Below are 24,531 nucleotides of genomic sequence, written 5' to 3'. Positions count from 1 at the left end.
CAGCCCGCACCGTTTCCACCCCGGACGCTCCGGCCGCTGAGGCCACCCCGGCCGCTGAGGCCGCCCCCGCCGAGGAGCCGCAGGCCGAGGCCGCGGCGCCCGCCGCCGAGCCGGCGCCGGTCGCCGACGAGGGCGCGGGCCCGCGCCGCAACCGCCGCCGCGCCACCCGTGGCGCCGCCGCGCCGAGCGCGCCCGCCGGCCCGCCCGAGGTCTCCGACGCCATCGCCGCCGAGAAGGCGCCCGAGGCCGAGGCCACGGAGAACACCGAGGCCACGGAGAGCGCCGAGAGCGCCGAGGACGAGTCGCCGCGCCGCAGGCGCCGCGCCACCCGTAAGGCGGCCGGCGGTTTCGCCGAGCCGAAGGCCACCAAGGCCACGAAGTCCGCCAGGTCGGGATCGAGGCAGGCGAAGGCCGGCCGGGACGCGCAGGACGACGACACGCGCCCGAAGCGCGCCTCCGTCGCCACGTTCCAGGCGCCCGTCTTCACCGAGCCGATGTTCCAGACGCCGGAGCGGGCCGCCGCCGCTGCCGCAGCCGAGGCCGCCGTCGAGAAGCAGCCCGAGCCCGAGCCGGCCGCCGTCACCGTCGAGGAGGACCTGGGGCCGCGCCGTCGCCGCCGCCGTCGCGCCGCCGACGAGCAGCCCGCCGCTGTCGAGGCGCCCAAGGAGACCGAGGCCCCCGAGGCCGCCGCCGAGACCGAGGCCCAGGACCAGCGGGCCGAGGAGAACGGCGAGAACGACGAGCAGGACGAGCACGGGGACCGCCCGGCCCGCCGCCGCCGTCGGGGCGGCCGTCGCCGTCGCCGCGGCGAGTCCGGCGACATCGACAACGACACCGAGAACGAGCACGAGTCCGGCGCCTCCGACGAGGACGCCGAGCCGGCCGCCGCGGAGTCCGACGACGACAGCGCCGAGGCCGACGAGCAGCGCGACGAGTCCGCCGGTTCCGGCGGCTCCAGCAGCAGCCGTCGCCGCCGTCGCCGCCGCCGTCGCGCCGGGGACGGTTCCTCGGACGGCGAGCAGCCGGCCGACGACCCGGAGCGCACGGTCGTCAAGGTCCGCGAGCCGCGCAAGAAGGAAGAGAAGTCGACCTCCTCGGACGAGGTGCAGTCCATCAAGGGCTCCACGCGTCTGGAGGCGAAGAAGCAGCGCCGCCGCGAGGGCCGCGAGCAGGGTCGCCGCCGCGTCCCGATCATCACCGAGGCCGAGTTCCTGGCGCGCCGCGAGGCCGTCGAGCGCGTGATGGTGGTCCGCCAGCACGGCGAGCGCACCCAGATCGGCGTGCTGGAAGACGACATCCTCGTCGAGCACTACGTCAACAAGGAGCAGTCGACCTCGTACGTCGGCAACGTGTACCTGGGCAAGGTCCAGAACGTGCTGCCGTCGATGGAGGCCGCCTTCATCGACATCGGCAAGGGCCGCAACGCGGTGCTCTACGCCGGTGAGGTCAACTTCGAGGCGCTCGGCATGGCCAACGGGCCGCGCCGCATCGAGACCGCCCTCAAGTCCGGCCAGTCCGTGCTCGTGCAGGTCACCAAGGACCCGATCGGCCACAAGGGCGCCCGCCTGACCAGCCAGGTCTCGCTGCCCGGCCGCTACCTGGTCTACGTGCCCGAGGGCTCGATGACCGGCATCAGCCGCAAGCTGCCCGACACCGAGCGCGCGCGCCTGAAGACCATCCTCAAGAAGATCGTCCCCGAGGACGCGGGCGTCATCGTGCGCACCGCCGCCGAGGGCGCGAGCGAGGACGAGCTGCGCCGCGACGTCGAGCGTCTGCAGGCCCAGTGGGAGGACATCCAGAAGAAGTCCAAGCAGATCTCGACCTCGTCGCCGAGCCTGCTGTACGGCGAGCCGGACATGACCGTCCGCGTCGTGCGCGACATCTTCAACGAGGACTTCTCCAAGGTCATCGTCTCCGGTGACGAGGCGTGGGACACCATCCACGGCTACGTCAACCACGTGGCGCCCGACCTCTCCGACCGGCTGTCCAAGTGGACGTCCGAGGTCGACGTCTTCGCGACGTACCGGATCGACGAGCAGCTCGCCAAGGCGCTCGACCGCAAGGTGTGGCTGCCGTCCGGCGGCTCCCTGGTGATCGACAAGACCGAGGCCATGATCGTGGTCGACGTCAACACCGGTAAGTTCACCGGCCAGGGCGGCAACCTCGAAGAGACCGTGACCAGGAACAACCTGGAGGCGGCCGAGGAGATCGTGCGCCAGCTGCGGCTGCGCGACCTGGGCGGCATCGTCGTCATCGACTTCATCGACATGGTCCTGGAGTCCAACCGGGACCTGGTCCTGCGCCGTCTCCTGGAGTGCCTGGGCCGGGACCGGACCAAGCACCAGGTCGCCGAGGTCACCTCGCTGGGCCTGGTCCAGATGACCCGTAAGCGCGTCGGCCAGGGCCTCCTGGAGTCCTTCTCCGAGACCTGCGTGCACTGCAACGGCCGCGGCGTCATCGTGCACATGGAGCAGCCCGCCTCCGGCGGTGGCGGCGGCAAGCGCAAGAAGCGCGGCCGCGGTGGCAACGGCGAGCACCAGCACGAGACGCACGAGGCTCCTGCCGTGGAGCAGACCGCGACCGCGACCGAGACCGAGTCCGAGGCCGAGGTCGCCGCGGAGGTCGCGGCTCCCGCGGCACTGCCGGAGCCGGAGTTCGTCCCGGACGAGGAGCTGTACTCCAGCGCCGCCGAGGCGGAGGCCGCCGCGGGCAGCCGTGGCCGCTCGCGCCGCCGCGCCACGCGCCGTGTGTCGGCCCCGGCCGGCGCCCCGCAGGCGGAGGCCGAGAAGCCGGCGAGGTCCGGCCGGAAGTCGAAGGCCGAGCGGGCCGCCGAGCGCAGGGCCGCCGAGGCCGAGGCCGAGGCCCCCGCGCCGGTCGTCGAGGAGCCGAAGGCCGCCGAGCCCGTCGAGGCGCCCGCGCCCGAGCCGGTGCAGGACGAGGCCCCCGCGCCGCGCCCGCGCCGCCGTGCCACGCGCAAGGCGTCCGCTCCCGCCGGTTCCCCGAAGGCGTCCTCCGAGGAGGCCGCGGCGGTGACCGTCACGGAGCCGGTCAAGGCCGAGCCCGTACAGGAGCCGCAGGCCGCTGAGCCCGAGGCGCCGAAGGCCGAGGTGACCGAGGCCGCGGCCCCGGCCCGCCCGCGCCGTCGCGCCGTCCGCAAGGCGACCGCGCCGTCCACCGCCGAGGACACGGCCGTCGTGGTCGTCCCGTCGGCCACGGACGAGGCGCCCGCCCAGGACGCCGCTCCGGCGGAGGCCGAGGAGGCGCCCGCCGCCAAGAAGGCCGCCCGTAAGACGGCCAAGAAGGCGACGGCGAAGAAGGCCGCCACCAAGAAGACGGCGGCCAAGAAGGCCACGGCCGAGGCGCCCGCGACCGAGTCGGCCGCGGACGAGACGGCCGCGGACGAGGCGCCCGCAAAGAAGACGGCGGCCAAGAAGACGGCCGCCAAGAAGGCGACGGCGAAGAAGGCGACCGCGGCGAAGAAGACCACCGCGACCGCCAAGAAGACCGCCGCCAAGAAGACGACGGCCAAGAAGACGACCGCGAAGAAGACCGCGGCGGCCGAGCAGCAGTCGCTGCCGTCCGTCTCGGCCGCGGCCGACGAGGCCTGAGGCACCGCCCGTACCGGGCAGCGACGCCCCCGCACAGCAGCGCTGTGCGGGGGCGTTGTCGTGTGCGGTGTACACGGGAGGCCGCGAAGACCACGTGATTTGCCCCCCCGCCTCTTGGAGCACGGCCAACTGCCTGTAAAACTCATGCAGTCATACAAGTGAAGGACGCGGGTGGGCGTTGGGGAGACGCGTACTCGTGTCAGGGGAGGGAATGCGATGGCGCACGTGCGTCTCAGAGGCACGGGCAGACACCGTGCCGAGAAGTCGGCCAAGGGTGGACGGCAGATGGTGGCCCTGGCCACCGTGCTCTCCGCGGCCGGGGTGCAGGCGGGGGTCGGGGCGGGCACCGCGCAGGCGGACGAGGCGCGGACCTGGACCGAGGGGCCGATCTTCAACGATCCGCTGGGCACCACCCAGGAGCAGTACGCCATCCGCACCAGGCTCGTCGAACTGACGGACGCGGCGCTGCCCGGCTCCACCATCAAGGTCGCCGTCTTCCACGTGTGGGAGCAGACGATCGTCGACGCCCTGAAGCGGGCCAGGGACCGCGGCGTACGCGTGCAGATCCTGCTCGACTCGACCAGCAGGACGGACCGGCCGGACAACACGGTCTACTCGCAGCTGGTCGCGCTCTTCGGCACCAGCCGCGCCAACCCGTCCTTCGTGCAGCTGTGCCCCACGGACAAGTCCTGCCTCGGCGACCCGAAGTTCGGGAAGTCGATCATGCACAACAAGTTCTGGCTGTTCTCGGCCGTCGAGGGCGCCACGAACGTCGTCGTGCAGACCACGGCGAACTCCACGCCGTCCGCGAGCACGAAGTTCTTCAACGACGCGCTCCAGCTGCCCAACAACCGGGTGCTCTACGGCGCGTACGCGGACTATTTTGACGACATGGTCGCCAAGGACTGGGCGAACTGGGACTACCGCACGGTCACCAACGGCCGCTACAAGGCGTACTTCTTCCCGCGGGCCGGCACCACGAACTCCACGGACACGCTGCACTCGGTGCTCAACAACGTCTCCTGCACCTACAAGGACGCGGTGACCGGCACCACGAAGCGGACGATCGTGCGCGCCGCGATCTTCCAGATCACCCGGCAGGCCATCGCCGACAAGCTGGTCTCGCTGAAGAAGGCGGGCTGCACGGTCCAGATCGAGTACGCGACCTCCGACAGCGGCACCTGGAAGTCGATGCACTCCACCGGCGCCCCGCCGGTGCGCTGCTACAACGACCCGCGGACCTCGCCGACGACGCCGTACATCATCCACACCAAGTACGTGGCGATCGACGGCGTGTACGACGGCGCGCGCAACAAGATCACGTTCACCGGCTCGCAGAACGCCTCGAACCCCGCGCTGCGCGAGAACGACGAGGCGTACGTCAAGATCGACGACGACTCCGTGCACGACACGTACCGCACGCACTTCAACAAGGTGTGGGGCGTCGCGTACCCGGGGGTCTCGGACAACACGAGCCTGTGCAAGGGCGTCAAGGCGCTGCCTCAGGACGGTGAGATCAAGACCGTCGGGACCGGGTGAGTCCGCCGGTCAAGGGGCCGGTTTGCCCTTCCGTGGGGCGACCCGTAACCTTGACCGTCGGCGTGTCCATCGATGCGCCTCACTCCCGTAAACCTTTTTCCTCCCGGTTTTCGCCAGGTTTCCTCGTGAGATCCGGGAGAGGCCGCCTCGCGCGGCTGGACTGCGGGGGTTCCGTTCCGAGCGAAAAGAGAGATCCGTGTACGCCATCGTGCGCAGCGGTGGTCGTCAGCACAAGGTTGCTGTCGACGACATCGTTGAGGTTGACAAGCTTCCCACCGCCAAGGTTGGCGACACCGTAGAGCTCTCTACGCTGCTCGTTGTCGACGGCGACGCCGTGACCAGCGACCCGTGGGTGCTGGCCGGCATCAAGGTCCAGGCCGAGGTCGTGGACCACCACAAGGGCGCGAAGATCGACATCCTTCGCTACAAGAACAAGACCGGCTACCGCCGTCGCCAGGGTCACCGTCAGCAGTACACGGCGATCAAGGTCACCGGTATCCCCACGGCTGCGAAGTAAGGGACTGAGACAAGATGGCACACAAGAAGGGCGCATCGTCCACTCGGAACGGGCGCGATTCCAATGCTCAGCGGCTCGGCGTGAAGCGCTTCGGCGGTCAGGCCGTCAACGCCGGTGAGATCCTGGTCCGCCAGCGCGGCACCCACTTCCACCCGGGCAACTCGGTTGGTCGTGGCAAGGACGACACCCTCTTCGCGCTCGCCGCGGGTGCGGTGGAGTTCGGTACCCACCGTGGCCGTAAGGTCGTGAACATCGTCCCGGTCGTCTGAAACGCCTGAGGGCTTTCTGACCTGGATTTTTTCGCGAGGCGGACCTCACTTCCCCATCGGGGAAGCGGGTCCGCCTTTCGCGTGTTGAAGTAGAGACATTTCCGTACGTTTCTGGAGGCACTGAACCATGACCACCTTCGTGGACCGCGTCGAACTTCATGTCGCCGCGGGTAGCGGGGGCCACGGCTGTGCCTCCGTCCACCGTGAGAAGTTCAAGCCGCTCGGCGGCCCGGACGGCGGCAACGGCGGCCGTGGCGGTGACGTGATTCTGGTCGTCGACCAGGACGTCACGACACTGCTCGACTACCACCACTCGCCGCACCGCAAGGCGACGAACGGCGCGCCCGGCGCGGGCGACAACCGCTCGGGCAAGGACGGCCAGGACCTGGTCCTGCCGGTGCCCGACGGCACGGTCGTCCTCGACAAGCAGGGCAACGTGCTCGCCGACATGGTCGGCCAGGGCACCACGTTCATCGCCGCGCAGGGCGGCCGCGGCGGCCTCGGCAACGCGGCCCTCGCCTCGGCCCGCCGCAAGGCGCCCGGCTTCGCGCTGCTCGGTGTGCCGGGCGACGAGGGCGACGTCCAGCTGGAGCTGAAGACCGTCGCGGACGTGGCGCTCGTCGGCTACCCGAGCGCCGGCAAGTCCTCGCTGATCTCGGTGCTCTCCGCCGCCAAGCCGAAGATCGCGGACTACCCGTTCACGACGCTGGTCCCGAACCTGGGCGTGGTCACGGCCGGCGCGACCGTCTACACGATCGCCGACGTGCCGGGTCTGATCCCCGGCGCCAGCCAGGGCAAGGGCCTCGGCCTGGAGTTCCTGCGGCACGTGGAGCGCTGCAGCGTCCTCGTGCACGTCCTCGACACGGCGACGCTCGAGTCCGACCGCGACCCGGTGTCCGACCTGGACGTCATCGAGGCGGAGCTGAAGGAGTACGGCGCGGGCCTGGAGAAGCGGCCGCGCCTCGTGGTGTTGAACAAGATCGACGTGCCCGACGGCCAGGACCTCGCCGACATGGTGCGCCCGGACCTGGAGGAGCGCGGCTACCGCGTCTTCGAGGTGTCCGCCGTCGCCCACAAGGGCCTCAAGGAGCTGTCGTACGCGCTCGCCGAGCTGGTGGGCGAGGCGCGGGCCGCGAAGCCCAAGGACGAGGCGACGCGGATCGTCATCCGGCCCAAGGCCGTGGACGACGCCGGTTTCACCGTCAAGCGCGAGGACGCCGACGGCGAGCCGCTGTTCCGCGTCCGCGGCGAGAAGCCGGAGCGCTGGGTGCGCCAGACCGACTTCAACAACGACGAGGCCGTCGGCTATCTCGCGGACCGGCTCAGCCGGCTCGGGGTCGAGGACGAGCTGATGAAGGCGGGCGCCAGGCACGGTGACGGCGTCGCGATCGGTCCCGAGGACAACGCGGTCGTCTTCGACTGGGAGCCGACGATGATGGCGGGGGCCGAGATGCTCGGTCGCCGTGGCGAGGACCACCGTATGGAGGCGCCGCGGCCGGCCGCGCAGCGTCGTCGTGACCGGCAGGCGGAGCGGGACGAGTCGCAGCAGGAGTTCGACGACTTCGAGCCGTTCTAGCCTCCGGAACCTCCGGCGACCGGGTCATCCGGGCGGGCCGCACCGATGGGTGCGGCCCGCTTTGTCGTTTTGGGGGTGGGGTGGCTGGGCGGGCGGTGGTCGGGTGAGGTGGGTCTTGGTGGGTGCTTGTTGGGGTTGAGGTGGGTCTGGGTGGGTGCTTGTTGGGGTTGAGGTGGGTCTGGGTGGGCGGTGTTGGGCTTGAGGTGGGTCTGGGTGGGCGGTGTTGGGCTTGAGGTGGGTCTGGGTGGGCGCTGTTGGGGGTGAGGTGGGGCTGAGCGGGCGTCGTTGGGGGTGAGGGGGGCGGGTGGGCGTTGCTGGGGAGGGTGTGGCGGGGCGTGATGGTTCGCCGTCCGGCTGCGCCGGTGGCCGCTCATCTCCCTCCCACCCGCCCCCTCCGGGGGCTTCGGCCGTCCGGGGCCCGGTCGTTGTGTCGTGGCCCCGTCGCCCTGATCGCGCGGTACCGGTGGCTGGCGCTTTGCCGGGGTGACGCCTGTCGTGAGGGGTACGGGGAACCGGGGTGGCGCTTCCCGGAGTCGACGCCCGCCGTGAGGGTTTCGCGGGACTGGGGTGTCGCTTGCCGGGGTGACGCCTGTCGTGAGGTTTCCGCGGCACGGCCTATTGCCCCCGGTCCCCGCTCATCTCCCACCCGCCCGCCCCCTCCGGGGGCTTCGGCCCCCGTGGCCCCGGGGCCGTGCCGGGGCGGGGCTCGTCGTGTCCGTCACGCGGTGCCGAGGACCGGACTCGTTACGCGGCACCGGGTACCGGGTGTACCGGGGCCGCGGCCGACCTTTACGTTGCGAGGCACCGGGGGCCGCCTTGCCCACCCTGCCGCCCCAGGCGGCAGATTGCCCAAGGCGGTGGCGGTCGAGCGCATCGGGTGGGGAGGCGGGCCGGCGGCGGTTGGCCAAGGTGGGTGCGGCTGAACGCAACGGGTGGGGAGGCGGGGCCGGCGGCAGTGCCCCAAGTCGGGTGCGATCGGCCATGACGGGTGGGTAGGTGGACCTGGCGGCAGATTGCCCAAGGCGGTGGCGGTTGGCCGTCGCGGGTGGGGAGCCGGGGTGGCGGCAAAATGCCCAAGGCGGTGGCGGCTCAGCGCCACGGGTGGGTAGGTGGACCTGGCGGCAGGTTCCCCAAGGCGGTGGCGGTTGGCCGTTGCGGGTGGGGAGCCGTGGGGGCGGCAGATTGCCCAAGGCGGTGGCGGCTCAGCGCCACGGGCGGGGAGGCGTGGTGGACGGCAGATTGGCCAATGCAGTGGCGGCGTTCGCCGTCTGGGGCCGGGAGGCGGGGTGGCGGATTGCCCGAGTCGGGGGCGGACCTCGCCGTCGCGGGTGGGGAGCTGTGCGGGTGGCGGGGCTGCCTGGGGTGGGAGCGGCTCTCGCGTTTTGGGTGGGGAGGCGTGCGGGTGGCGGGCTGCCTGAGGCCGGTGGGGCTCTCGCGTCGCGGGTGGGGAGCCGTTGTGGACGGCAGTTCGCCCGAGGTGGGTGCGGCGCTTGCTGGACGGGTGGGGAGCCGTTGCGGACGGTGGGCTGCCCGAGCGGGCGGGACTCGGAGTCGTGGTGGGCGGCGGATTACCCAAGGCGGGTGCGGCCCTCGCTGGCCCGGGCAGGGAGGCGGGCCTGGCGGCGCGGTGCCACAGGTGGGAGCGGCACTCCGTGGGGCCGACGCCCCCGGAGGGGGCGGGCGGGTGGGAGATGGGCGGGGGACGGAGAAGGGCCGTGACGCCGGTTCGGCAATTTCAGCCCCGCCGGCGATTGAGGCGCGGGGTCCGGGGTAGCGCCCCGCGGGCGTAACGCCGGTGCGGTGAATCAGCCCCGCCGGGGTAGCGCCCCGCGGGCGTAACGCCGGTGCGGTGAATCAGCCCCGCCGGGGTAGCGCCCCGCGGGCGTAACGACGGCGCGGCGCATCAGCCCCGCCGGGGTAGCGCCCGGAGGCCGTGACGCCGGTGCGGCGCATCAGCCCCGCCGGGGTAGCGCCCGGAGGCCGTGACGCCGGTGCGGCGCATCAGCCCCGCCGGGGTAGCGCCCCGAGGCCGTAACGCCGCCGCGGCGCATCAGCCCCGACGGGCCCACCCCCCCCCATGGCCGTGAGGCCCCGGTGGGGCGCGCACGTGGAAGGGCCCGGGAGACGTACTCCCGGGCCCCGCCACACACCGCTGAAGCGCTACGCAGTGACCGTGTCCTCCGGCTCCGCCTCGGACACCTCCGCCACCTGCTCCTCGACCGAATCCTCGCGGGTCGACGGGATCTCGTCCTCGCCCCGCGCAGCCATCCGCGCCCGCCGCTCGTCGGCCTTCGCGCACAGCGCCCGCACGGCCCCGTTGAAACGGTCGATGGAGGGCGGGTCCGAGGGGCCGAGGAGGTGCTCCTTCAGGGCCACACGGGCCTCGGCGTGGGTGTCCTCCGCCTCGCCGCGCACGACCGCGAGCAGTTCGGGAACCTCGGTCGCCTCGGGCGCGAGGACCGTCGCGGCGCGCACGGTCGGGAAGCCGGTGCGGAACTCGTCCTCCGTGAGGCCGGACGTGTTGGCCACCGCGTACGGCTTCTCGCTGCTCAGCCAGTCGGAGACGACCGAGGAGACGTCGGAGATCAGGACGTCCGCCGCGTTGAAGCACGTGAAGATCGCGGGCCGCGCCTGGGTGATGATCAGGTGCTCCCACTCGGGGAAGGACGCCCAGTACGCCTGCTCCCACGCCGCCGTCGCCTCGGCCACCGCGGCCGCCCGGTTCCCGTCCGGCTGCCCCTGGAGCAGCATCCGCTCCTGCTCGTCGGTGCCCTTGGGGAACTTGGTGGAGGTCAGCTCGTTCAGCGCCTCGAAGCGGCGCTCCAGCTCGACGGCGGCCTCGGGACCCGGACGCGCGCCGGAGCGGTGGGTGTTGGCCTCCTGGATCATCGCCATGATCCGCTTGTTGGCCTCACCGGCGGCGGGGACCTGCGAACCGGTCATCGGGTGCGGCTTGTAGATGAGCCGGACCTTGGGGTCGTCGAGCAGCTGCCGGACGATGTTCTCGCCGGCGAGGATGACCGAGGTATTGCCCGGGTTGCCGTCCCAGCCCTCCCAGGTGGGGGCGTACAGGACCGTCGTGTACTCACCGGTGGCCGGTCCGGACGCCAGCTGGATGGGCGCCAGCTGCGGGCGGCCCACCTCCACGACGTCCTTGTCGTCGACGCCGACGTCGGCGAGCTGGTAGCGGTCGCGCGCCGCGGGGCCCGCCACCCACACCTCGTCGTACGCCTTCGCGTACGGGTTGCAGGACGACAGCTTGTCGGACTCGCCGTGGTTGATGAAGGCGTGCTTGATCGTGGGGATGCGCAGGACCTGCGAGGTCTTCGCGGCGTTCGCCGGGTGCAGCAGCATCTTCAGCGTCGAGTTCTCCAGGGAGAACATCGTGGCGACCTTCGGGAAGCAGATGATCGGCACGTCGGTGGCGTCGATCTTGTTCACCATGAAGCGCTCGCGCAGCACGAGCAGCGGCTTGCCGTCGACGTCGGCGAGCGTGGAGAGCCACATGTTCGCCTGGTACGCGGAGGTGGTGCCGCCGGAGAAGTACATGCCGACGGTCGGCTGGTACTCGGCCAGCCAGGCGTCGAGCCACTCCATGACCTTGGCGTCGTTCGCCGGACGCTTCTTCGGGAGCAGCCACGTGCCGAGGAAGACCGTGCCGATGAGGAACAGGGCGATCGAGACGCCGATGCCGATGACACCCCACAGTGCGTCGGTCGTCGCCGCCGTGATCACCAGGCCGAGCGTGGACGGGATCGCGAAGGTCAGCAGGCGGTGGGCCGCGCGCCGGGCAAGGAGGCGCGGCGGCGACTTGCACAGGTTCAGCGCGGACGCGTCGATGTTGCGCGTGACGATCGGCAGCGTACGAGAGCGGCGTACGAGGACCGCGGCCGCCTGGCAGGCGAAGTGCAGCAGGTACATCGCCAGCACCATGACCAGCAGCGGAGCCTGCTCGTCGAGCGGGTTGATGCCGCTGATGCGCAGCAGGCCGACGAAGATCAGCATGTCGCGCAGCAGTTGCCGCACCGTCACGTCGAAGCGGATCTTGCCGAGCAGCGAGAGCAGCCCCGGCTGCTTGTACTGCAGGTAGGTGTCGAGGGCGAGTCCGGCCGCGCTCGCGGCGACAAAGACGGGTACGTATGGAACGAGCGCGCTGACGAGCTGGGCCACATAGAGCGCGAACATCGTGAACAGCGCGGAAAGCTGCACGAGGCGGCGCGAGGCACGTCCGGCGGAGGGCACGGGCTGGGCTCCTGGCAGGGGGTCTCGGAGGGTGGGGGGACCGTGGGGGAGGTCCACCTCGCGGAAATGCTGACCACTGACCGTATGACTTTCTGTGGCCCCCTAGCAATCCTCCAGGGCCGTAAGCAGCAGAAACACGGGCAAATGGCGTGAATGCGCGAGGGCCAACTCCCTTTCTTGATTACCGGGCGTCCACGGCCCTGTCCGTACCTCGAAACCCAAGAGCGGCCGAAGGGGCAGGTCACGTACATTGCCAGGCATGTCAGGGGCAACAACTGGGGCAGCGTCGGGGACGTCACGGCAGGGCGTGGCGGATGCCCGCCGGATCGTCGTCAAGGTCGGATCGTCGTCACTCACGACGGCGGCGGGGGGCCTGGACGCGGACCGCGTCGACGCGCTCGTCGACGTACTGGCGAAGCAGCGAGGCGGTGGAGCGAGGGAGATCGTCCTCGTCTCGTCCGGTGCCATCGCCGCCGGACTGGCCCCGCTGGGCCTGACCCGCCGCCCCAAGGACCTCGCCCGCCAGCAGGCCGCGGCGAGCGTCGGCCAGGGCCTCCTGGTCGCCCGCTACACCGCTTCCTTCGCGCGCTACGGCGTCCGCGTCGGCCAGGTCCTGCTGACCAGCGACGACATGGCGCGCCGCGCCCACCACCGCAACGCCTCGCGAACCCTCGACCAGCTCCTGGCGATGGGCTCCTTCCCGATCGTCAACGAGAACGACACGGTGGCCACGGACGAGATCCGTTTCGGGGACAACGACCGGCTCGCGGCCCTCGTCGCCCACCTCGTCCACGCGGACCTCCTCGTCCTGCTCTCCGACGTCGACGGCCTCTACGACGGCGATCCCAGCAAGCCCGGCAGCTCCCGCATCACCGAGGTGCGTGGCCCCGCCGACATAGCGCACGTCAAGATCGGCTCCGCCGGGAAGGCGGGCGTCGGCACCGGCGGCATGGTCACCAAGGTCGAGGCCGCCTCGATCGCCGCGGCCGCCGGCATCCCGGTGGTGCTGACGAGCGCCACGCACGCCGCCGACGCCCTCGCCGCCCGCGACACCGGCACGTACTTCCACTCCACGGGCCGCCGCAGCGCCGGCCGCCTGCTGTGGCTGCAGCACGCCTCGACGCCGCAGGGCGCGATCACCCTCGACGACGGCGCGGTCCGGGCCGTCGTCGAGCGGCGCAAATCGCTGCTGCCCGCCGGGATCGCGGCCGTGGAGGGCGAATTCGGCGCGGGCGACCCCGTCGAACTGCGCGACGAGCGGGGGCGCGCGGTCGCCCGCGGGCTCGTCAACTTCGACGCCAAGGAGATCCCGCAGCTGATCGGCCGCTCCACGCGCGAGCTGGCCCGCGACCTCGGCCCCGCCTACGAGCGGGAAGTCGTACACAGGGACGACCTGGTCATCCTCCAGGCTTGAAACGGGCCGCGCGCCTTCGAAATCCCCTGTGTGAAAGGCCGAAAGCCTGCCACCCGTGGGGGACCTTCCCCAAAACCGCCCCAAGAAGCTCCGTGTCCTGCTCAACTCTTGAGGCAGGGAGTTCATCCAGGGAAGGTCCGCACGACCATTGCGCAGAGGAGGCCGTCGTGAGACGAGCGCGCCCGGGGGCCGCGTCCAAGGGGCCCCGAGGGTCGGCGGAGCGGGCGCTGACGAGCGTGGCCGCGGGAGACGCGTACGACGAGGAGACCGCGGGTGAGGCCACCGAGGGGAGCGCCGAGGAGGGCCCGCGCCTGTGGCACGTCACGCTCAGCGTCTCCGGCGCCGAGGCCCCGATCGCGGAGGTGCGCCGCGGCCTCGAACAGCTCGCGCACGACCACCCCTTCCTGCTGACGAGCCGCTACGCGGTGGACCACGCCGAGATCCGCTACTGGGAAGAGGCCCGCGACCTGCACGACGCGGCCGCGGTGGCGCTGCGCCTGTGGGGCGAACACCGCCGCACGTCCCAGCTCCCGCCCTGGGAGATCGTCGGCCTGGAGGTCATCGACCGCCAGACCTACCACCACCGCATCGCAGAGGGCTACGGCCCTCTGCCCGCCACTCCGGTCGGCGTCCACCCCTTCTAGGCAAAGGGGGCGCGGGGAACTGCGCGCAGCAGTACATGTGACCCTCCCGAGGCGGAAACCTCACCCCCTGTGGCCAAGGCCGCATTTCAGCCATGTCTCACCTCCCGAAACAAGAGGTGGACCGCCCCCACGCCCCCGATACCCTGCGGAGCATGACGCTGCCGCTGAACCCGTACGACTCGATGACCCCGGTCACCCAGACCGCGTACCGCGCACGGTCCGCGGCCCACGACCTCGCCGCCCTGCCGCGCGCCGAGAAGGACGATGCCCTCGGCGCCATCGCCGACGCCCTGGAAGTGCGTACCGCCGAGATCGTCGAGGCCAACGCCAAGGACATCGCGAAGGCCCGCGAGGCCGGCACCCCCGAGGCGATCATCGACCGGCTCACGCTCACCCCGGAGCGCGTCCGCGCCATCGCCTCCGACGTGCGCGACGTCATCGCCCTGCCCGACCCGGTCGGCACGGTCGTCCGCGGCAACACCCTCCCGAACGGCATCGACCTGCGCCAGGTCCGCGTCCCGCTCGGCGTCGTCGGCATCATCTACGAGGCCCGCCCGAACGTCACGGTCGACGCCGCCGCCCTCTGCCTCAAGTCGGGCAACGCGGTGCTGCTGCGCGGCAGCTCCTCCGCGTACGAGTCGAACACCGCGCTCGTCCGCGTCCTGCGCGACGCCGTCGGCGGCGCCGGACTGCCCGCCGACGCGATCCAGCTCGTCCCCGGCGAGTCCCGCGACTCGGTGACCGAGCTGATGCGCGCCCGCGGCCTGGTCGACGTGCTGATCCCGCGCGGCGGCGCCTCGCTCATCAAGAACGTCGTGGAGAACTCGACCGTCCCCGTCATCGAGACCGGCACCGGCAACTGCCACGTCTACGTGGACGCCGACGCCGACCTCGACATGGCCGTCGACATCCTCGTCAACTCCAAGGCCCACCGCGTCTCCGTGTGCAACGCCGCCGAGACGCTCCTCGTCCACAAGGACATCGCCGACGCGTTCGTGCCGCGCGCCCTGGACGCGCTCGCCGACGCGGGCGTCACCGTGCACGGTGACCAGCGGATCCTCGCGTACGCCCCGCAGTCGAAGGCGGAGGTCGTCGAGGCGCAGCACGACGACTGGGAGACCGAGTACCTCTCGTACGACATCGCGGCCGCGGTCGTCGACGACATGGACCTGGCCATCGAGCACATCCGCCTGTGGTCCTCCGGGCACACCGAGGCCATCGTCACCACCTCGCAGGCGGCGGCCCGCCGCTTCACGCAGCTCGTCGACTCCACGACCGTCGCCGTCAACGCCTCGACGCGGTTCACCGACGGCGGGCAGTTCGGCTTCGGCGCCGAGATCGGCATCTCCACGCAGAAGCTGCACGCCCGCGGCCCCATGGGCCTGCCCGAACTGACGAGCACGAAGTACATCGTCACGGGCGACGGCCACACACGGTGAATTCCCTTACCGTCTGCCCAAATTGACCCCTTCGGTCTACGCTGGACGGGTGCCGGAGGACGTGGGGGGCTCGCCGTTCCCGGACGGCTGGGAGCCCGACGACGACCACGACCGCGGGGGCTGGGACGAAGAGTTCGCCTCCGTGGTCTTCGACGAGGACTTCGTCAAGGCTGCCGAAGTCCATGAGCCCACCGCGGTCGAGCGGCTGCTCGCCGCTGCCCAGGCGCGCGCCGAGGCCCAGGAGGCCGAGTCCCGCCGGGCCCGCATCAGGCCCGCGCCCGACGACGAGTTCTACGACGAGGCGGACGGCTACGGCCGCGCCGAAGACGGCGAATTCGGCGGCTACGGGGACGAGTCGGACGAACTGTACGAGGAGGAGCTCGACCGCGAGGGCAGGCCCGCGGGCGGCGTCCGCTGGCGCAGGCCCGTCGCCTGGGCGCTCGCCCTGCTGATGGGCATCGGCATGGTCGCCCTCGCCTTCACGGCCGTCTACCGGGGCGCGTCCTCGGGCAGCCAGGACGAGGTCCCGCCGCCCGCGACGACCGAACTGGAGAAGAACGTTCCGGGCTCTCCCTCCGCCTCCGCGGACTACTCCCAGCCCGCGGTGTCCGCGGTCCCGCGGACCCCGTGAAGAGGGGCCCGGGGCGCTCGCGCGGGGGCCTTGGAAGTTGACGCACACCAGGGCGTTTACCTGACGACGCGGAGACCTACCCTGAAGGTATGAGCGGGCCAGGAGACCCACCGGAGGGGACGCCGGACAGCGGTCCCGGTGGTGGCGGCAGCGAGGAAGAGTACCGATCCGTCGTGTTCGACGAGTCGTTCGTCAAGGCTGCCCGGCTCCAGGAGTTCTCCGCGCAGGAGCGCATCGCCGACCACTCACCGGCCGTGCGCCGCCTGCCCGTGCTGCGCCGGGGCCTCACCCGGCAGGCCGTCATCCTCGTCGTCCTGATCGTGATCGCCTTCGGCACCGCGGTCTACATGGGCGTCCGGAGCCCGTACCGGACGACGCCGATGGCCCGGAACACCGAGCCGCTGCGGATGACCGTCATACCCCTCGCCCCGACGGGCCGCGTGCCCGGCGCCGACTCCGTGAACGAGCTGTACGAGCACAGCCCCGCCGCCCGCTTCGAGCGCGCCGCCCGCGCCATCGATCTCCCGCAGGACCCCAAGGCCACCGCGCACTTCTCCGACAGCCAGGTCGTCACCGCGCTGACCACGGCCAAGGACTACCTCGTCGACTCCTCGCTCGACCCCGACGTGCTGACGCGCGGCGCCGTGCGCCCGGTGCGGATGCTCATCGACCCGCAGCAGCTCCCGCAGTTCGACCAGAGCGTCAACAGGCCGGTCACCGACGGGCGGCACGCGGCCACCGGCTGGCTCGTCCGCTTCGACCCTTCGCAGACCGCCCTCGCCGATTCACACATCAGGGTGCGCGGCGCGCTGCACGTCGCCGAGACCGACGCGAACACCCTCGAAGTGACCTCGGACCACACCTTTGTCTACGCGCTGCGCCCCGCCGAGAAGACCGACAAGGCCGGCAAGAACGCGAAGGCGGCCGACGGCGACAAGAAGCCCCAGGCGTCCCTGTTCACCGTCCGCCGCTCCATGCACTTCCGCTTCGACCGCCAGGACCTGCGCAACCACCAGACCGAACTGCTGGTGTCCTACGTCCAGGCCGGCCCGCTCGCCTGCTCCTCCGACTCCGCCGGATATCTGCATCCGCTGCTCGCGGGCCAGAGCGCGAAGAAGGGCGGCCCGGCCGGCACCGACCCGTACGCGACGGACAGTGCGACCGCGCTGTGCGGCGCGCTCGCACCGGGCGCCCAGCCGAAGGTGTAGCCGCCGAACGTGCGGCCGCTCAGTTCTCGCGGCCGTCGTCGTCCGAGGTGCCGTGGTTCCCGGTGTTGCCCCCGCCGTTGCCGCCGAAGTTCCCGAAGCCGCGCCGCACCCGGCCGCCCAGGTCGCCCGCGCCGCCCGCGATGTCGCTGACCAGCTTCATCAGCGGGTCCTTCGAGGTCTTCACGGAGTCCGTGTAGTGCGAGGCCGACTCGCGCCACGAGTCCGTCACCGAGGTGTCCTTGTCCTCGCTGCGGCGCGGGTAGTGACCGTCCATCAGACGCTGGTAGTCGCGGCTCTCCGCCCACTTCTTCAGCTCGGCGGCGCGCACCGTCGTGAACGGGTGCGAGCGCGGCATCACGTTCAGGATCTTCAGCACGGAGTCGCGCAGATCGCCCCCGGCCTCGTACTCCTCGGCCTGCTTGAGGAACGCGTCCACGTTCATCTGGTGCAGGTGGTTGCCGCCCGCGATCTTCATCAGGCCGCGCATGGACGCCTGGAGGTCCTGGCCGACCAGCAACCCGGCGCGGTCCGCGGAGAGTTCGGACTTGCGGAACCACTCGCGCAGCGCCGTCACGATCGCCATGATCGCGAGGTTGCCGAGCGGGATCCACGCCACGCGCAGCGCCAGCGACGTCAGGAACAGCAGGATCGTCCGGTACACCGAGTGGCCGGACAGCGCGTGGCCCACCTCGTGGCCGACGACGGCCCGCATCTCCTCCTCGTCGAGGAGCTCCACGAGTCCCGTGGTGACGACGATGATCGGCTCGTCGAGGCCGATGCACATCGCGTTCGGCTGCGGGTCCTGATTGACGTACATCGGGGGGACCTTCTCCAGGTCCAGGATGTAACAGGCGTCCCGCAGCATCGTGTTGAGGTGCGCGAACTGCTCGTCGGAGACCCGCACCGAGTCCGACAGGAACAGCAGGCGCAGGCTGCGCTCGGGCAGCAGGCCGCTGAGCGCCTTGAAGACCGTGTCGAACCCGCTGAGCTTGCGCAGCGCGACGAGCGCCGAGCGGTCCGCCGGGTGCTCGTACGCCCGCGAGGAGATCCCCGGGAAGCGCCGGCGCTGCCTGCTGGGTACGTTCTCGTGCTGCTCGTTCGGTTCGTCGGGCATCCGACTTCCCCCATGTCCGTGTGTTCGACGTATCGCGCCGTGTTTCCGGGCGTGCCCCCAAGGTGGAGTCCACACTAGGCGGATATACCGTGACGGGGCAGCACACCGAAGGAGCGAACCGTCATGGAGCACATCGATCACGTCATCGGCGCAGCCGCGGAGCAGGGTGCGGGAAACCTGTTGCGGGGCGTGCTGATCGTGGGCGTTCTGGGCGCCGTCTTCCTCGCCTGGTTCCTGTTGCGGGGCTACAAGAGCGACGACTGACCCCACCGCTTACGATGGGTCAGAAGTCTTTATCCCGATCCCACACCGGATAGGTCCTGCTGACGATGAGCCTCCACAGCACCGCCGCCCAGCTCGCCACCCTCGCCGCAGAGGGCGAGCACGGCGGCAACCACGAAAGCCTCAACCCCCTCGTCGTCGGTGGGGCGGCTTTCATCATCCTGATGCTGCTGCTGTGGATCACCACCCGGTTCAACCGCGACCGCTGAGCCCGGGCGAGACCACTGGGAACGGGCCAGTAGGCTCTGGGCGCATGGGAGCGCAGGACATGCCTACCGGCCCGGTCAACAACCCGGCCGGCGGCCCGGATCACGAGTGGGCCTCACCGGCCAAGCGACGCCTCGGCGTCATGGGCGGGACGTTCGACCCGATCCACCACGGACACCTGGTGGCGGCCAGTGAGGTCGCCGCGCAGTTCGACCTCGACGAGGTGGTGTTCGTGCCCACCGGGCAGCCCTGGCAGAAGAGCGACAAGCGGGTCTCGCCGGCCGAGGACCGCTATCTGATGACGGTCATCGCGACCGCCGAGAACCCGCAGTTCTCGGTGAGCCGCATCGACATCGACCGCGGCGGTCCGACGTACACGACGGACACCCTGCGGGATCTGCGGCAGCTCAACCCCGAGGCCGACCTCTTCTTCATCACGGGTGCCGACGCTCTCGGCCAGATCCTCACCTGGCGTTACACCGACGAGCTGTTCTCCCTGGCACACTTCATCGGAGTCACGCGGCCGGGCCACACGCTCGCCGACCCGGGTCTGCCGGAGGGCGGCGTCTCGTTCGTCGAGGTTCCCGCCCTCGCCATCTCGTCCACGGACTGCCGCGACAGGGTCGCCAAGGGCGACCCCATCTGGTACATGGTGCCGGACGGTGTGGTGCGCTATATCGACAAGCGCCAGCTGTACCGGGGCGACTGAACCCTGCACCGCCGAGAGGGGCATCGGTGAACGACCGATACGACGGTTACGACCAGCAGAATTACGAGCTGGTCGGATATGACGAGTCCGGCCGGCCGGTCTACCGGCCGGTCCAGCAGGCGCCGTCGTACGAGCAGAACTCCGCGTACGGGTACGGCTACGACCCGTATGCGGGCGGCCGGCAGCAGCCGGCCGGGCAGCAGCCCCAGCACCCCCAGCAGCCCCCGGCGTACGACCCCTACGGCGGAGCTCCGCAGCAGGCCCAGCAGTCTCAGCAGGCCACCGCCTACATTCCGCAGCAGGCCCCGCCGCAGCAGTACGAGGCGCCGACACCGCAGTCCTCGCAGCCCGAGCGCGACTACCGCACCGAGCAGTTCCAGTTCGTCGAGGAGCCGGACGAGGACTCCGAAGACGTCATCGACTGGCTGAAGTTCACCGAGTCGCGCACCGAGCGGCGCGAGGAGGCGCGGCGCCGCAGCCGCAACCGGGGCATCGCCCTCGTCGTCGTCCTCGCCCTGTGCCTCGTCGGCGGCGCCGGATACCTCTGGTACCAGGGCAAGCTGCCGTTCCTGTCGAAGGACGCGGCGAAGACGGGCACGGCCGCCGCGACCGGTCCGCAGAACCGTGACGTCATCGTCCTCCACCTGCACAACACCAAGGGCGGCGGCACGTCCACGGCGCTGCTCGTGAACAACACCACCACGAAGCGGGCCACCACCGTCCTGCTGCCGAACTCCCTCGCCCTGTCGGACGAGGACGGCACCAGCACCACGCTCGCCAAGTCCGTCGACGAGGACGGCTCCTCCGGTACGAGCGACGGCCTCGACACCCTGCTCGGCACCGACATCCAGGGCACCTGGCGGCTCGACACCCCGTACCTCAACAACCTCGTCGAGCTCGTCGGGAACATCGAGGTCAGCACCGACGCGACCGTGCCCGACCCCGCCAAGAAGGGCACCGTCCTCGTCCACAAGGGCGCGGACCAGACCCTCAGCGGCCCGGCGGCCGTGGCGTACGCGACGTACCGGGCCAAGGGCGAGCCGCAGACGGCGCAGCTGGAACGGTTCGGCCAGGTCATGCAGGGCGTGCTGCGCAAGCTGTCGTCCGACCCGCAGGCCGCGACGACGACGGTGCAGACGCTCGCGCAGATCCTCGACCCGTCGCTGACCGAGAAGGACCTCGGCGCCTTCCTCGCCAAGCTCGCCGACCGGGCCAAGGAGGGCGACTACAGGAGCGAGGTGCTTCCGGTGCAGAGCGGCGGCGCCATCTCCCGGTCCACCGCGGACTCCGTGGTCGAGAACGTGCTCGGCGGCACCGTGAAGTCCCCGTCCAACGGCGACTCGCCGCGCGTCGGCATCGAGAACGCCACCGGGGACAGGGCCCGCACCGAGAAGGCCCGCGTCGCGCTGGTCAACGGCGGCTACACGTTCGTCTCCGGCGGAACCGGATCGGCGACCGCGGCCTCCCGGGTCACGTACGCGGACGCCGCGCACAAGAAGGACGCCGCGGAGGTCGCCAAGACCCTGGGCCTGCCGGCGTCGTCCGTGACGAAGGGCAAGGCCGCGCGGAACGCGGACGTCTCCGTGGTGCTGGGCCAGGACTACACCGGCAGGTGACCGTCCGCCGGTGGCCCGGCGCCCCGCGCGCGTGGGGCCACCGATAAGGCCGTGAGGCGTGTCGGCGGGCCGTGAGACCCTTGGGGTACTGCCCTGAGGGATCTCTCGGGGGATTCAGACCGCCGACGGAAAGCCTTGTAGTGACCGCCACTGACCGTTCCATCGAGCTCATCAACGTCGCCGCACAGGCGGCAGCGGACAAGCTCGCGCACGACATCATCGCCTACGACGTCAGCGATGTGCTGTCCATCACGGACGCCTTCCTGCTCGCTTCGGCGCCCAACGACCGCCAGGTCAAGTCGATCGTCGACGAGATCGAGGAGAAGCTGAACAAGGAGCTCGGCGCCAAGCCGGTGCGCCGCGAGGGCGACCGCGACGCCCGCTGGATCCTGCTCGACTACGTCGACATCGTCGTCCACGTCCAGCACAGCGAGGAGCGCGTCTTCTACGCCCTGGAGCGGCTGTGGAAGGACTGCCCCGAGATCGACCTGCCCGAGGACGCCAAGGCCACCCGCGGCAAGGGCGAGGAGCACGCCAAGGAGCGCGAGGCCGCGGACGCCGAGGCGGAGGAGGTGCTGTGACGAGCACCTCTCGGGGGCGCCGCGTCGTCCTGTGGCGGCACGGCCAGACCTCCTGGAACCTGGAGCGCCGCTTCCAGGGCACCACGGACATCGGGCTGACCGAGACCGGTGTCGCCCAGGCCCGCCGCGCCGCCCGGCTGCTCGCCTCCCTGCGGCCGGACGCGATCGTCGCGTCCGACCTGCGGCGCGCCGCGGCCACCGCCGCCGAACTGACGGCGCTCACCGGCCTCGACGCCACGTACGACGAGAGCCTGCGGGAGACGTACGCGGGCGAGTGGCAGGGCCTCACGCACGAGGAGATCATCGCCCGCTTCGGCGAGCAGTACGCGGCGTGGAAGCGCGGCGAGCCCGTGCGGCGCGGCGGCGGCGAGCTGGAGACCGAGGTCGCCGACCGGGCCGCGCCCGTCGTGCTGCGGCACGCGGACAAGCTGCCGGACGACGGTCTGCTCGTCGTGGTCAGCCACGGCGGCACGATCCGCACCACCATCGGCCGGCTGCTCGGCCTGGAGGCCCACCACTGGGAAGGCCTCGGCGGCCTGTCGAACTGCTGCTGGTCCGTCCTCGGTGAGGGCGCCCGCGGCTGGCGCCTCCTGGAGCACAACGCGGGCACGCTGCCGGAACCGGTCCTCGGCGACGACGACTAGGGCCTCCCGTCGGAAGGGCCCCAGGGCCTTGCCGGGACCGGCCCCTCGGGCCGCAGGGGCCGGATTTCACTTTCCGGCAGGTCGCAGGCTAAAGTTCTTCTTGTTCGGCCCGCCGGGGGAAAGACCGGAGGGGGAAGAACGCGAGGGGCTATAGCTCAGTTGGTAGAGCGCCTGCATGGCATGCAGGAGGTCAGGAGTTCGATTCTCCTTAGCTCCACAGGAATCAAAGATCCCGTCCCGTCAGGGGCGGGATTTTTCGTTGCCGATTTTGCGGCGGGTTTGAGGCGCCGACGGCGTCCGGGGCGTATACCTCCGTGAACGTCGTGTCCGGACTGGTACGCGGGCGTCGCTGACCGGGCCGCTTCCGCCGTGGCAGAATCGGACGGCCGGAACGGGGCTGTGTCCGACCGACGAAGGCGGCCCGCTGGGGAGGGAGTGCGCGATGCCCTTGAGCATCAACGAGGAAGTCGATCGCTTCCTCGGCATGGCAGTGATATCCGCCGAGCGCCCGGCCGGTTCAGCGGAAGCCCCGTCCCTCAACTGTCCGTCCTGCGGCTCCTTCCACGTCGCCCAGATGCTCGGCGACAACGGTGGGATCTCGTACGTGTGCACGGCCTGCGGCCGCAGCTGGAGCTGAGCGGAACACATGGGTGCACACAGGAGGAAGTGCGACTGGTGCGGCAGCGGCACGCCCATCGTGCGCGACATGGAGCCGCTGAACCCCGACTACCAGTACTGGTGCGAGGAATGCGCGCGGGCGCTGATCATAAAAGGCGACCCGATCGAGACGTATCGGGAGCTGGAGGGCGAGCCGATCTACGGCCGGCTCCTGGACGAGCACTGCACGCTTAAGCGCTTCTATTCGTTCGCCAGAGCCTGACCGCGGAGTACGCCAGGAAGGCACAGGCCACTCCTACGTAGAGCGCCGAAAGCGCCGACTCCCCTGCGTTCTGGTGGAGTTCGGGCCGCCCGCCGGAGTGCGGCACCCACCACAGCGCGTACGTGCAGAACGTCAACGCCAGGGCGAGCGCGGCCTTCTGACGGCCCGATTCCCATACGAGCAGTACCAGCGGCACGCACCAGACCCAGTGGTGGGACCACGAGACGGGGCTGATCAGGAGCGCCGTCGTCGCGCACGCCATCGCCGCCTGCCCCAGCCGCCCGCGCAGCGCCGCCGCGACCGCGACCGTGAGCCCTGCGACGGCCGTGAGGGCGGCCGCGAGGGCCCACCACGCCCCGGGGTCCCCGGTGTGCAGGAGGCGGGCCAGTACGCCGCGCAGCGACTGGTTGCCGGTCTCCTCGGCGTGGCCGGGGCGGTCCGACTCGAAGACCATCCGCGTCCAGAAGTGCCGGGAGTCGCGCGGCAGGACGACGGCCGTCAGCACGGTCACGCAGACGAACGAGCCCACCGCCACGCACGCCCCGCGCACCCACGGCCGCCAGGTCCCGCCCCGCGCCAACTGCGCGAGCCCGGTGCACAGCAGGAAGACGGCGAACAGCGCGGGCGTCAGCTTGATCGCCGCCGCGACGCCGATCCCCACGCCCGCCCAGCGGTGCCCGGGCCGGCGCGTCAGGTCCCACAGGACGAGCACGGCGATCAGCAGATTGACCTGCCCGTAGCGCAGCGTCGTCCACACCGGCTCGCACCACACGGCGACGGCCGCCACCCACAGGGCGTGCTCCACGCGCGCGTGGCGACGCACGAGCCGCAGGGAGAGGTGCACGAGCGCGACGAGCAGGGCGAGGTTCAGGGCGGTCGCCGCGACCTTCATGGTCAGCACGTCGACGAACGTCAGCGGCAGGAACAGCAGACCGGCGAACGGCGGGTAGGTGGTCGGCAGATCGGCGTAGGTCGCGCGCAGTGCGTACAGGTCGCCGCCCGTGCGGACCGTCCAGCCCTCCGCCCGGTAGACCATCAGATCGATCATCGAGACGTCGGCCGCGCGCTGGGCGATCACGAAGGCCGCGAACGAGAGCAGGCAGGCTCCCAGCGCTGTCGGTGCGTGGCGGGTGCGGGGCAGGGCGAGCACAGTCACACGAGGGAACACTAGTAGTCGTCAACGGCGACTTTTCCATACAGAAGGGGGCGGAAGGGAAACGATTTGGTGATGCACCCTGGTGACCGTGTAATGTTGGCGACGCCGCCGGGGAGACCGACAAGGAAGCCCCGGAGGGCCAAAGCTTGGGGCTATAGCTCAGTTGGTAGAGCGCCTGCATGGCATGCAGGAGGTCAGGAGTTCGATTCTCCTTAGCTCCACAGGAAAGTGAAGGCGGGCCATCCGATTCCGATG

22 protein-coding genes and 2 tRNA genes are annotated in these 24,531 nt (G+C 71.0%); 21 read left to right on the top strand and 3 right to left on the bottom strand.

From position 1 onward, the window contains the following. The 5 genes from ACFV9W_RS38530 to obgE form a co-directional block, all read left to right on the top strand. Window positions 1-3,608: Rne/Rng family ribonuclease (locus ACFV9W_RS38530; protein ID WP_385770680.1), on the top strand; the 3,608-nt coding region annotated here is incomplete at its 5' end. Window positions 3,609-3,824: 216 nt separating this feature from the next. Then, window positions 3,825-5,147: a phospholipase D-like domain-containing protein gene (locus ACFV9W_RS38525; protein WP_385770678.1), complete on the top strand. Its 1,323-nt coding sequence runs from the start codon at window positions 3,825-3,827 to the stop codon at window positions 5,145-5,147. A 196-nt stretch (window positions 5,148-5,343) separates the two neighbouring features. After that, window positions 5,344-5,664, top strand: coding sequence for a 50S ribosomal protein L21 (gene rplU, locus ACFV9W_RS38520; protein WP_326024203.1), 321 nt, complete (start codon window positions 5,344-5,346; stop codon window positions 5,662-5,664). 14 nt (window positions 5,665-5,678) lie between these two features. Then, the gene (gene rpmA, locus ACFV9W_RS38515; protein WP_326024204.1) at window positions 5,679-5,933 is read left to right on the top strand and encodes a 50S ribosomal protein L27; all 255 of its coding nucleotides are present in this window, start codon (window positions 5,679-5,681) and stop codon (window positions 5,931-5,933) included. Window positions 5,934-6,060: 127 nt separating this feature from the next. Beyond that, the gene (gene obgE / locus ACFV9W_RS38510; protein WP_385770675.1) at window positions 6,061-7,509 is read left to right on the top strand and encodes a GTPase ObgE; all 1,449 of its coding nucleotides are present in this window, start codon (window positions 6,061-6,063) and stop codon (window positions 7,507-7,509) included. 2,160 nt (window positions 7,510-9,669) lie between these two features. Here obgE and ACFV9W_RS38505 read toward each other — a convergent pair. Next, entirely contained in the window at window positions 9,670-11,751 is a 2,082-nt protein-coding gene (locus tag ACFV9W_RS38505; protein ID WP_385770673.1) for a hypothetical protein, read from the bottom strand. A 307-nt stretch (window positions 11,752-12,058) separates the two neighbouring features. Between ACFV9W_RS38505 and proB the strand changes: the two genes are divergently transcribed. The 5 genes from proB (at window position 12,059) to ACFV9W_RS38480 (ending at window position 17,087) form a co-directional block, all read left to right on the top strand. Further along, entirely contained in the window at window positions 12,059-13,165 is a 1,107-nt protein-coding gene (proB, locus tag ACFV9W_RS38500) for a glutamate 5-kinase (protein ID WP_385770671.1), read from the top strand. 167 nt (window positions 13,166-13,332) lie between these two features. Next, window positions 13,333-13,809 carry a hypothetical protein gene (locus ACFV9W_RS38495; protein ID WP_385770669.1) on the top strand — a complete coding sequence of 159 codons (477 nt, stop codon included), beginning with the start codon at window positions 13,333-13,335 and terminating at the stop codon, window positions 13,807-13,809. Between the two features lie 152 nt (window positions 13,810-13,961). Then, on the top strand, window positions 13,962-15,248 hold the full coding sequence (locus tag ACFV9W_RS38490; RefSeq protein ID WP_385770667.1) for a glutamate-5-semialdehyde dehydrogenase: 1,287 nt from the start codon (window positions 13,962-13,964) through the stop codon (window positions 15,246-15,248). A gap of 22 nt (window positions 15,249-15,270) precedes the next feature. Continuing rightward, window positions 15,271-15,879: a hypothetical protein gene (locus ACFV9W_RS38485; protein WP_385770665.1), complete on the top strand. Its 609-nt coding sequence runs from the start codon at window positions 15,271-15,273 to the stop codon at window positions 15,877-15,879. Window positions 15,880-15,968: 89 nt separating this feature from the next. Beyond that, window positions 15,969-17,087, top strand: coding sequence for a hypothetical protein (locus ACFV9W_RS38480; RefSeq protein WP_385770663.1), 1,119 nt, complete (start codon window positions 15,969-15,971; stop codon window positions 17,085-17,087). Window positions 17,088-17,106: 19 nt separating this feature from the next. Here ACFV9W_RS38480 and ACFV9W_RS38475 read toward each other — a convergent pair whose 3' ends face one another. Further along, a complete protein-coding gene (locus ACFV9W_RS38475; RefSeq protein WP_385770661.1) occupies window positions 17,107-18,201 on the bottom strand; it encodes a M48 family metallopeptidase in 1,095 nt (364 codons plus the stop codon). Between the two features lie 123 nt (window positions 18,202-18,324). Between ACFV9W_RS38475 and ACFV9W_RS38470 the strand changes: the two genes are divergently transcribed. From ACFV9W_RS38470 to ACFV9W_RS38425, 10 genes are all read left to right on the top strand, one after another. Beyond that, the gene (locus tag ACFV9W_RS38470) at window positions 18,325-18,465 is read left to right on the top strand and encodes a hypothetical protein (RefSeq protein WP_385770659.1); all 141 of its coding nucleotides are present in this window, start codon (window positions 18,325-18,327) and stop codon (window positions 18,463-18,465) included. Window positions 18,466-18,530: 65 nt separating this feature from the next. Beyond that, window positions 18,531-18,692 (top strand): hypothetical protein, encoded by a 162-nt coding sequence (locus ACFV9W_RS38465; RefSeq protein ID WP_385770657.1) that lies wholly within the window; start codon window positions 18,531-18,533, stop codon window positions 18,690-18,692. Window positions 18,693-18,736: 44 nt separating this feature from the next. After that, on the top strand, window positions 18,737-19,399 hold the full coding sequence (gene nadD, locus ACFV9W_RS38460; protein WP_385770655.1) for a nicotinate-nucleotide adenylyltransferase: 663 nt from the start codon (window positions 18,737-18,739) through the stop codon (window positions 19,397-19,399). 26 nt (window positions 19,400-19,425) lie between these two features. Next, complete coding sequence (locus ACFV9W_RS38455) at window positions 19,426-21,015, top strand: LCP family protein (RefSeq protein WP_385770653.1); 1,590 nt, start codon at window positions 19,426-19,428, stop codon at window positions 21,013-21,015. A gap of 140 nt (window positions 21,016-21,155) precedes the next feature. After that, on the top strand, window positions 21,156-21,596 hold the full coding sequence (rsfS, locus tag ACFV9W_RS38450; RefSeq protein WP_385770651.1) for a ribosome silencing factor: 441 nt from the start codon (window positions 21,156-21,158) through the stop codon (window positions 21,594-21,596). Then, window positions 21,593-22,240 carry a histidine phosphatase family protein gene (locus ACFV9W_RS38445; RefSeq protein WP_385770649.1) on the top strand — a complete coding sequence of 216 codons (648 nt, stop codon included), beginning with the start codon at window positions 21,593-21,595 and terminating at the stop codon, window positions 22,238-22,240. Before rsfS ends, ACFV9W_RS38445 begins: the two co-directional genes overlap by 4 nt. A 144-nt stretch (window positions 22,241-22,384) precedes the next feature. Continuing rightward, window positions 22,385-22,457 (top strand) — tRNA-Ala (locus tag ACFV9W_RS38440). Continuing rightward, a complete protein-coding gene (locus ACFV9W_RS38435; RefSeq protein ID WP_385770682.1) occupies window positions 22,421-22,558 on the top strand; it encodes an MYXO-CTERM sorting domain-containing protein in 138 nt (45 codons plus the stop codon). The genes ACFV9W_RS38440 and ACFV9W_RS38435 overlap by 37 nt, the downstream gene beginning before the upstream one ends. A gap of 124 nt (window positions 22,559-22,682) precedes the next feature. After that, window positions 22,683-22,877, top strand: coding sequence for a hypothetical protein (locus tag ACFV9W_RS38430; RefSeq protein ID WP_385770647.1), 195 nt, complete (start codon window positions 22,683-22,685; stop codon window positions 22,875-22,877). Between the two features lie 9 nt (window positions 22,878-22,886). Continuing rightward, entirely contained in the window at window positions 22,887-23,120 is a 234-nt protein-coding gene (locus tag ACFV9W_RS38425) for a hypothetical protein (protein WP_266719727.1), read from the top strand. On the opposite strand, the gene ACFV9W_RS38420 is transcribed toward ACFV9W_RS38425, so the two are convergent. Further along, a complete protein-coding gene (locus ACFV9W_RS38420) occupies window positions 23,089-24,276 on the bottom strand; it encodes a glycosyltransferase 87 family protein (protein ID WP_385770645.1) in 1,188 nt (395 codons plus the stop codon). The two genes, ACFV9W_RS38425 and ACFV9W_RS38420, sit on opposite strands and share 32 nt — an antisense overlap. Window positions 24,277-24,424: 148 nt before the next feature. On the opposite strand from ACFV9W_RS38420, the gene ACFV9W_RS38415 reads away from it, so the two are divergent. After that, a tRNA-Ala gene (locus ACFV9W_RS38415) sits at window positions 24,425-24,497 on the top strand. The last annotated feature ends 34 nt before the right edge of the window (window positions 24,498-24,531 follow it).

Origin of the sequence: Streptomyces sp. NPDC059897 (assembly GCF_042730865.1) — a bacterium.
Taxonomy (GTDB): Bacteria; Actinomycetota; Actinomycetes; order Streptomycetales; family Streptomycetaceae; genus Streptomyces.
Note: the sequence above shows the minus strand (reverse complement) of the source record. Positions and strands in the feature narration are given on the sequence as shown.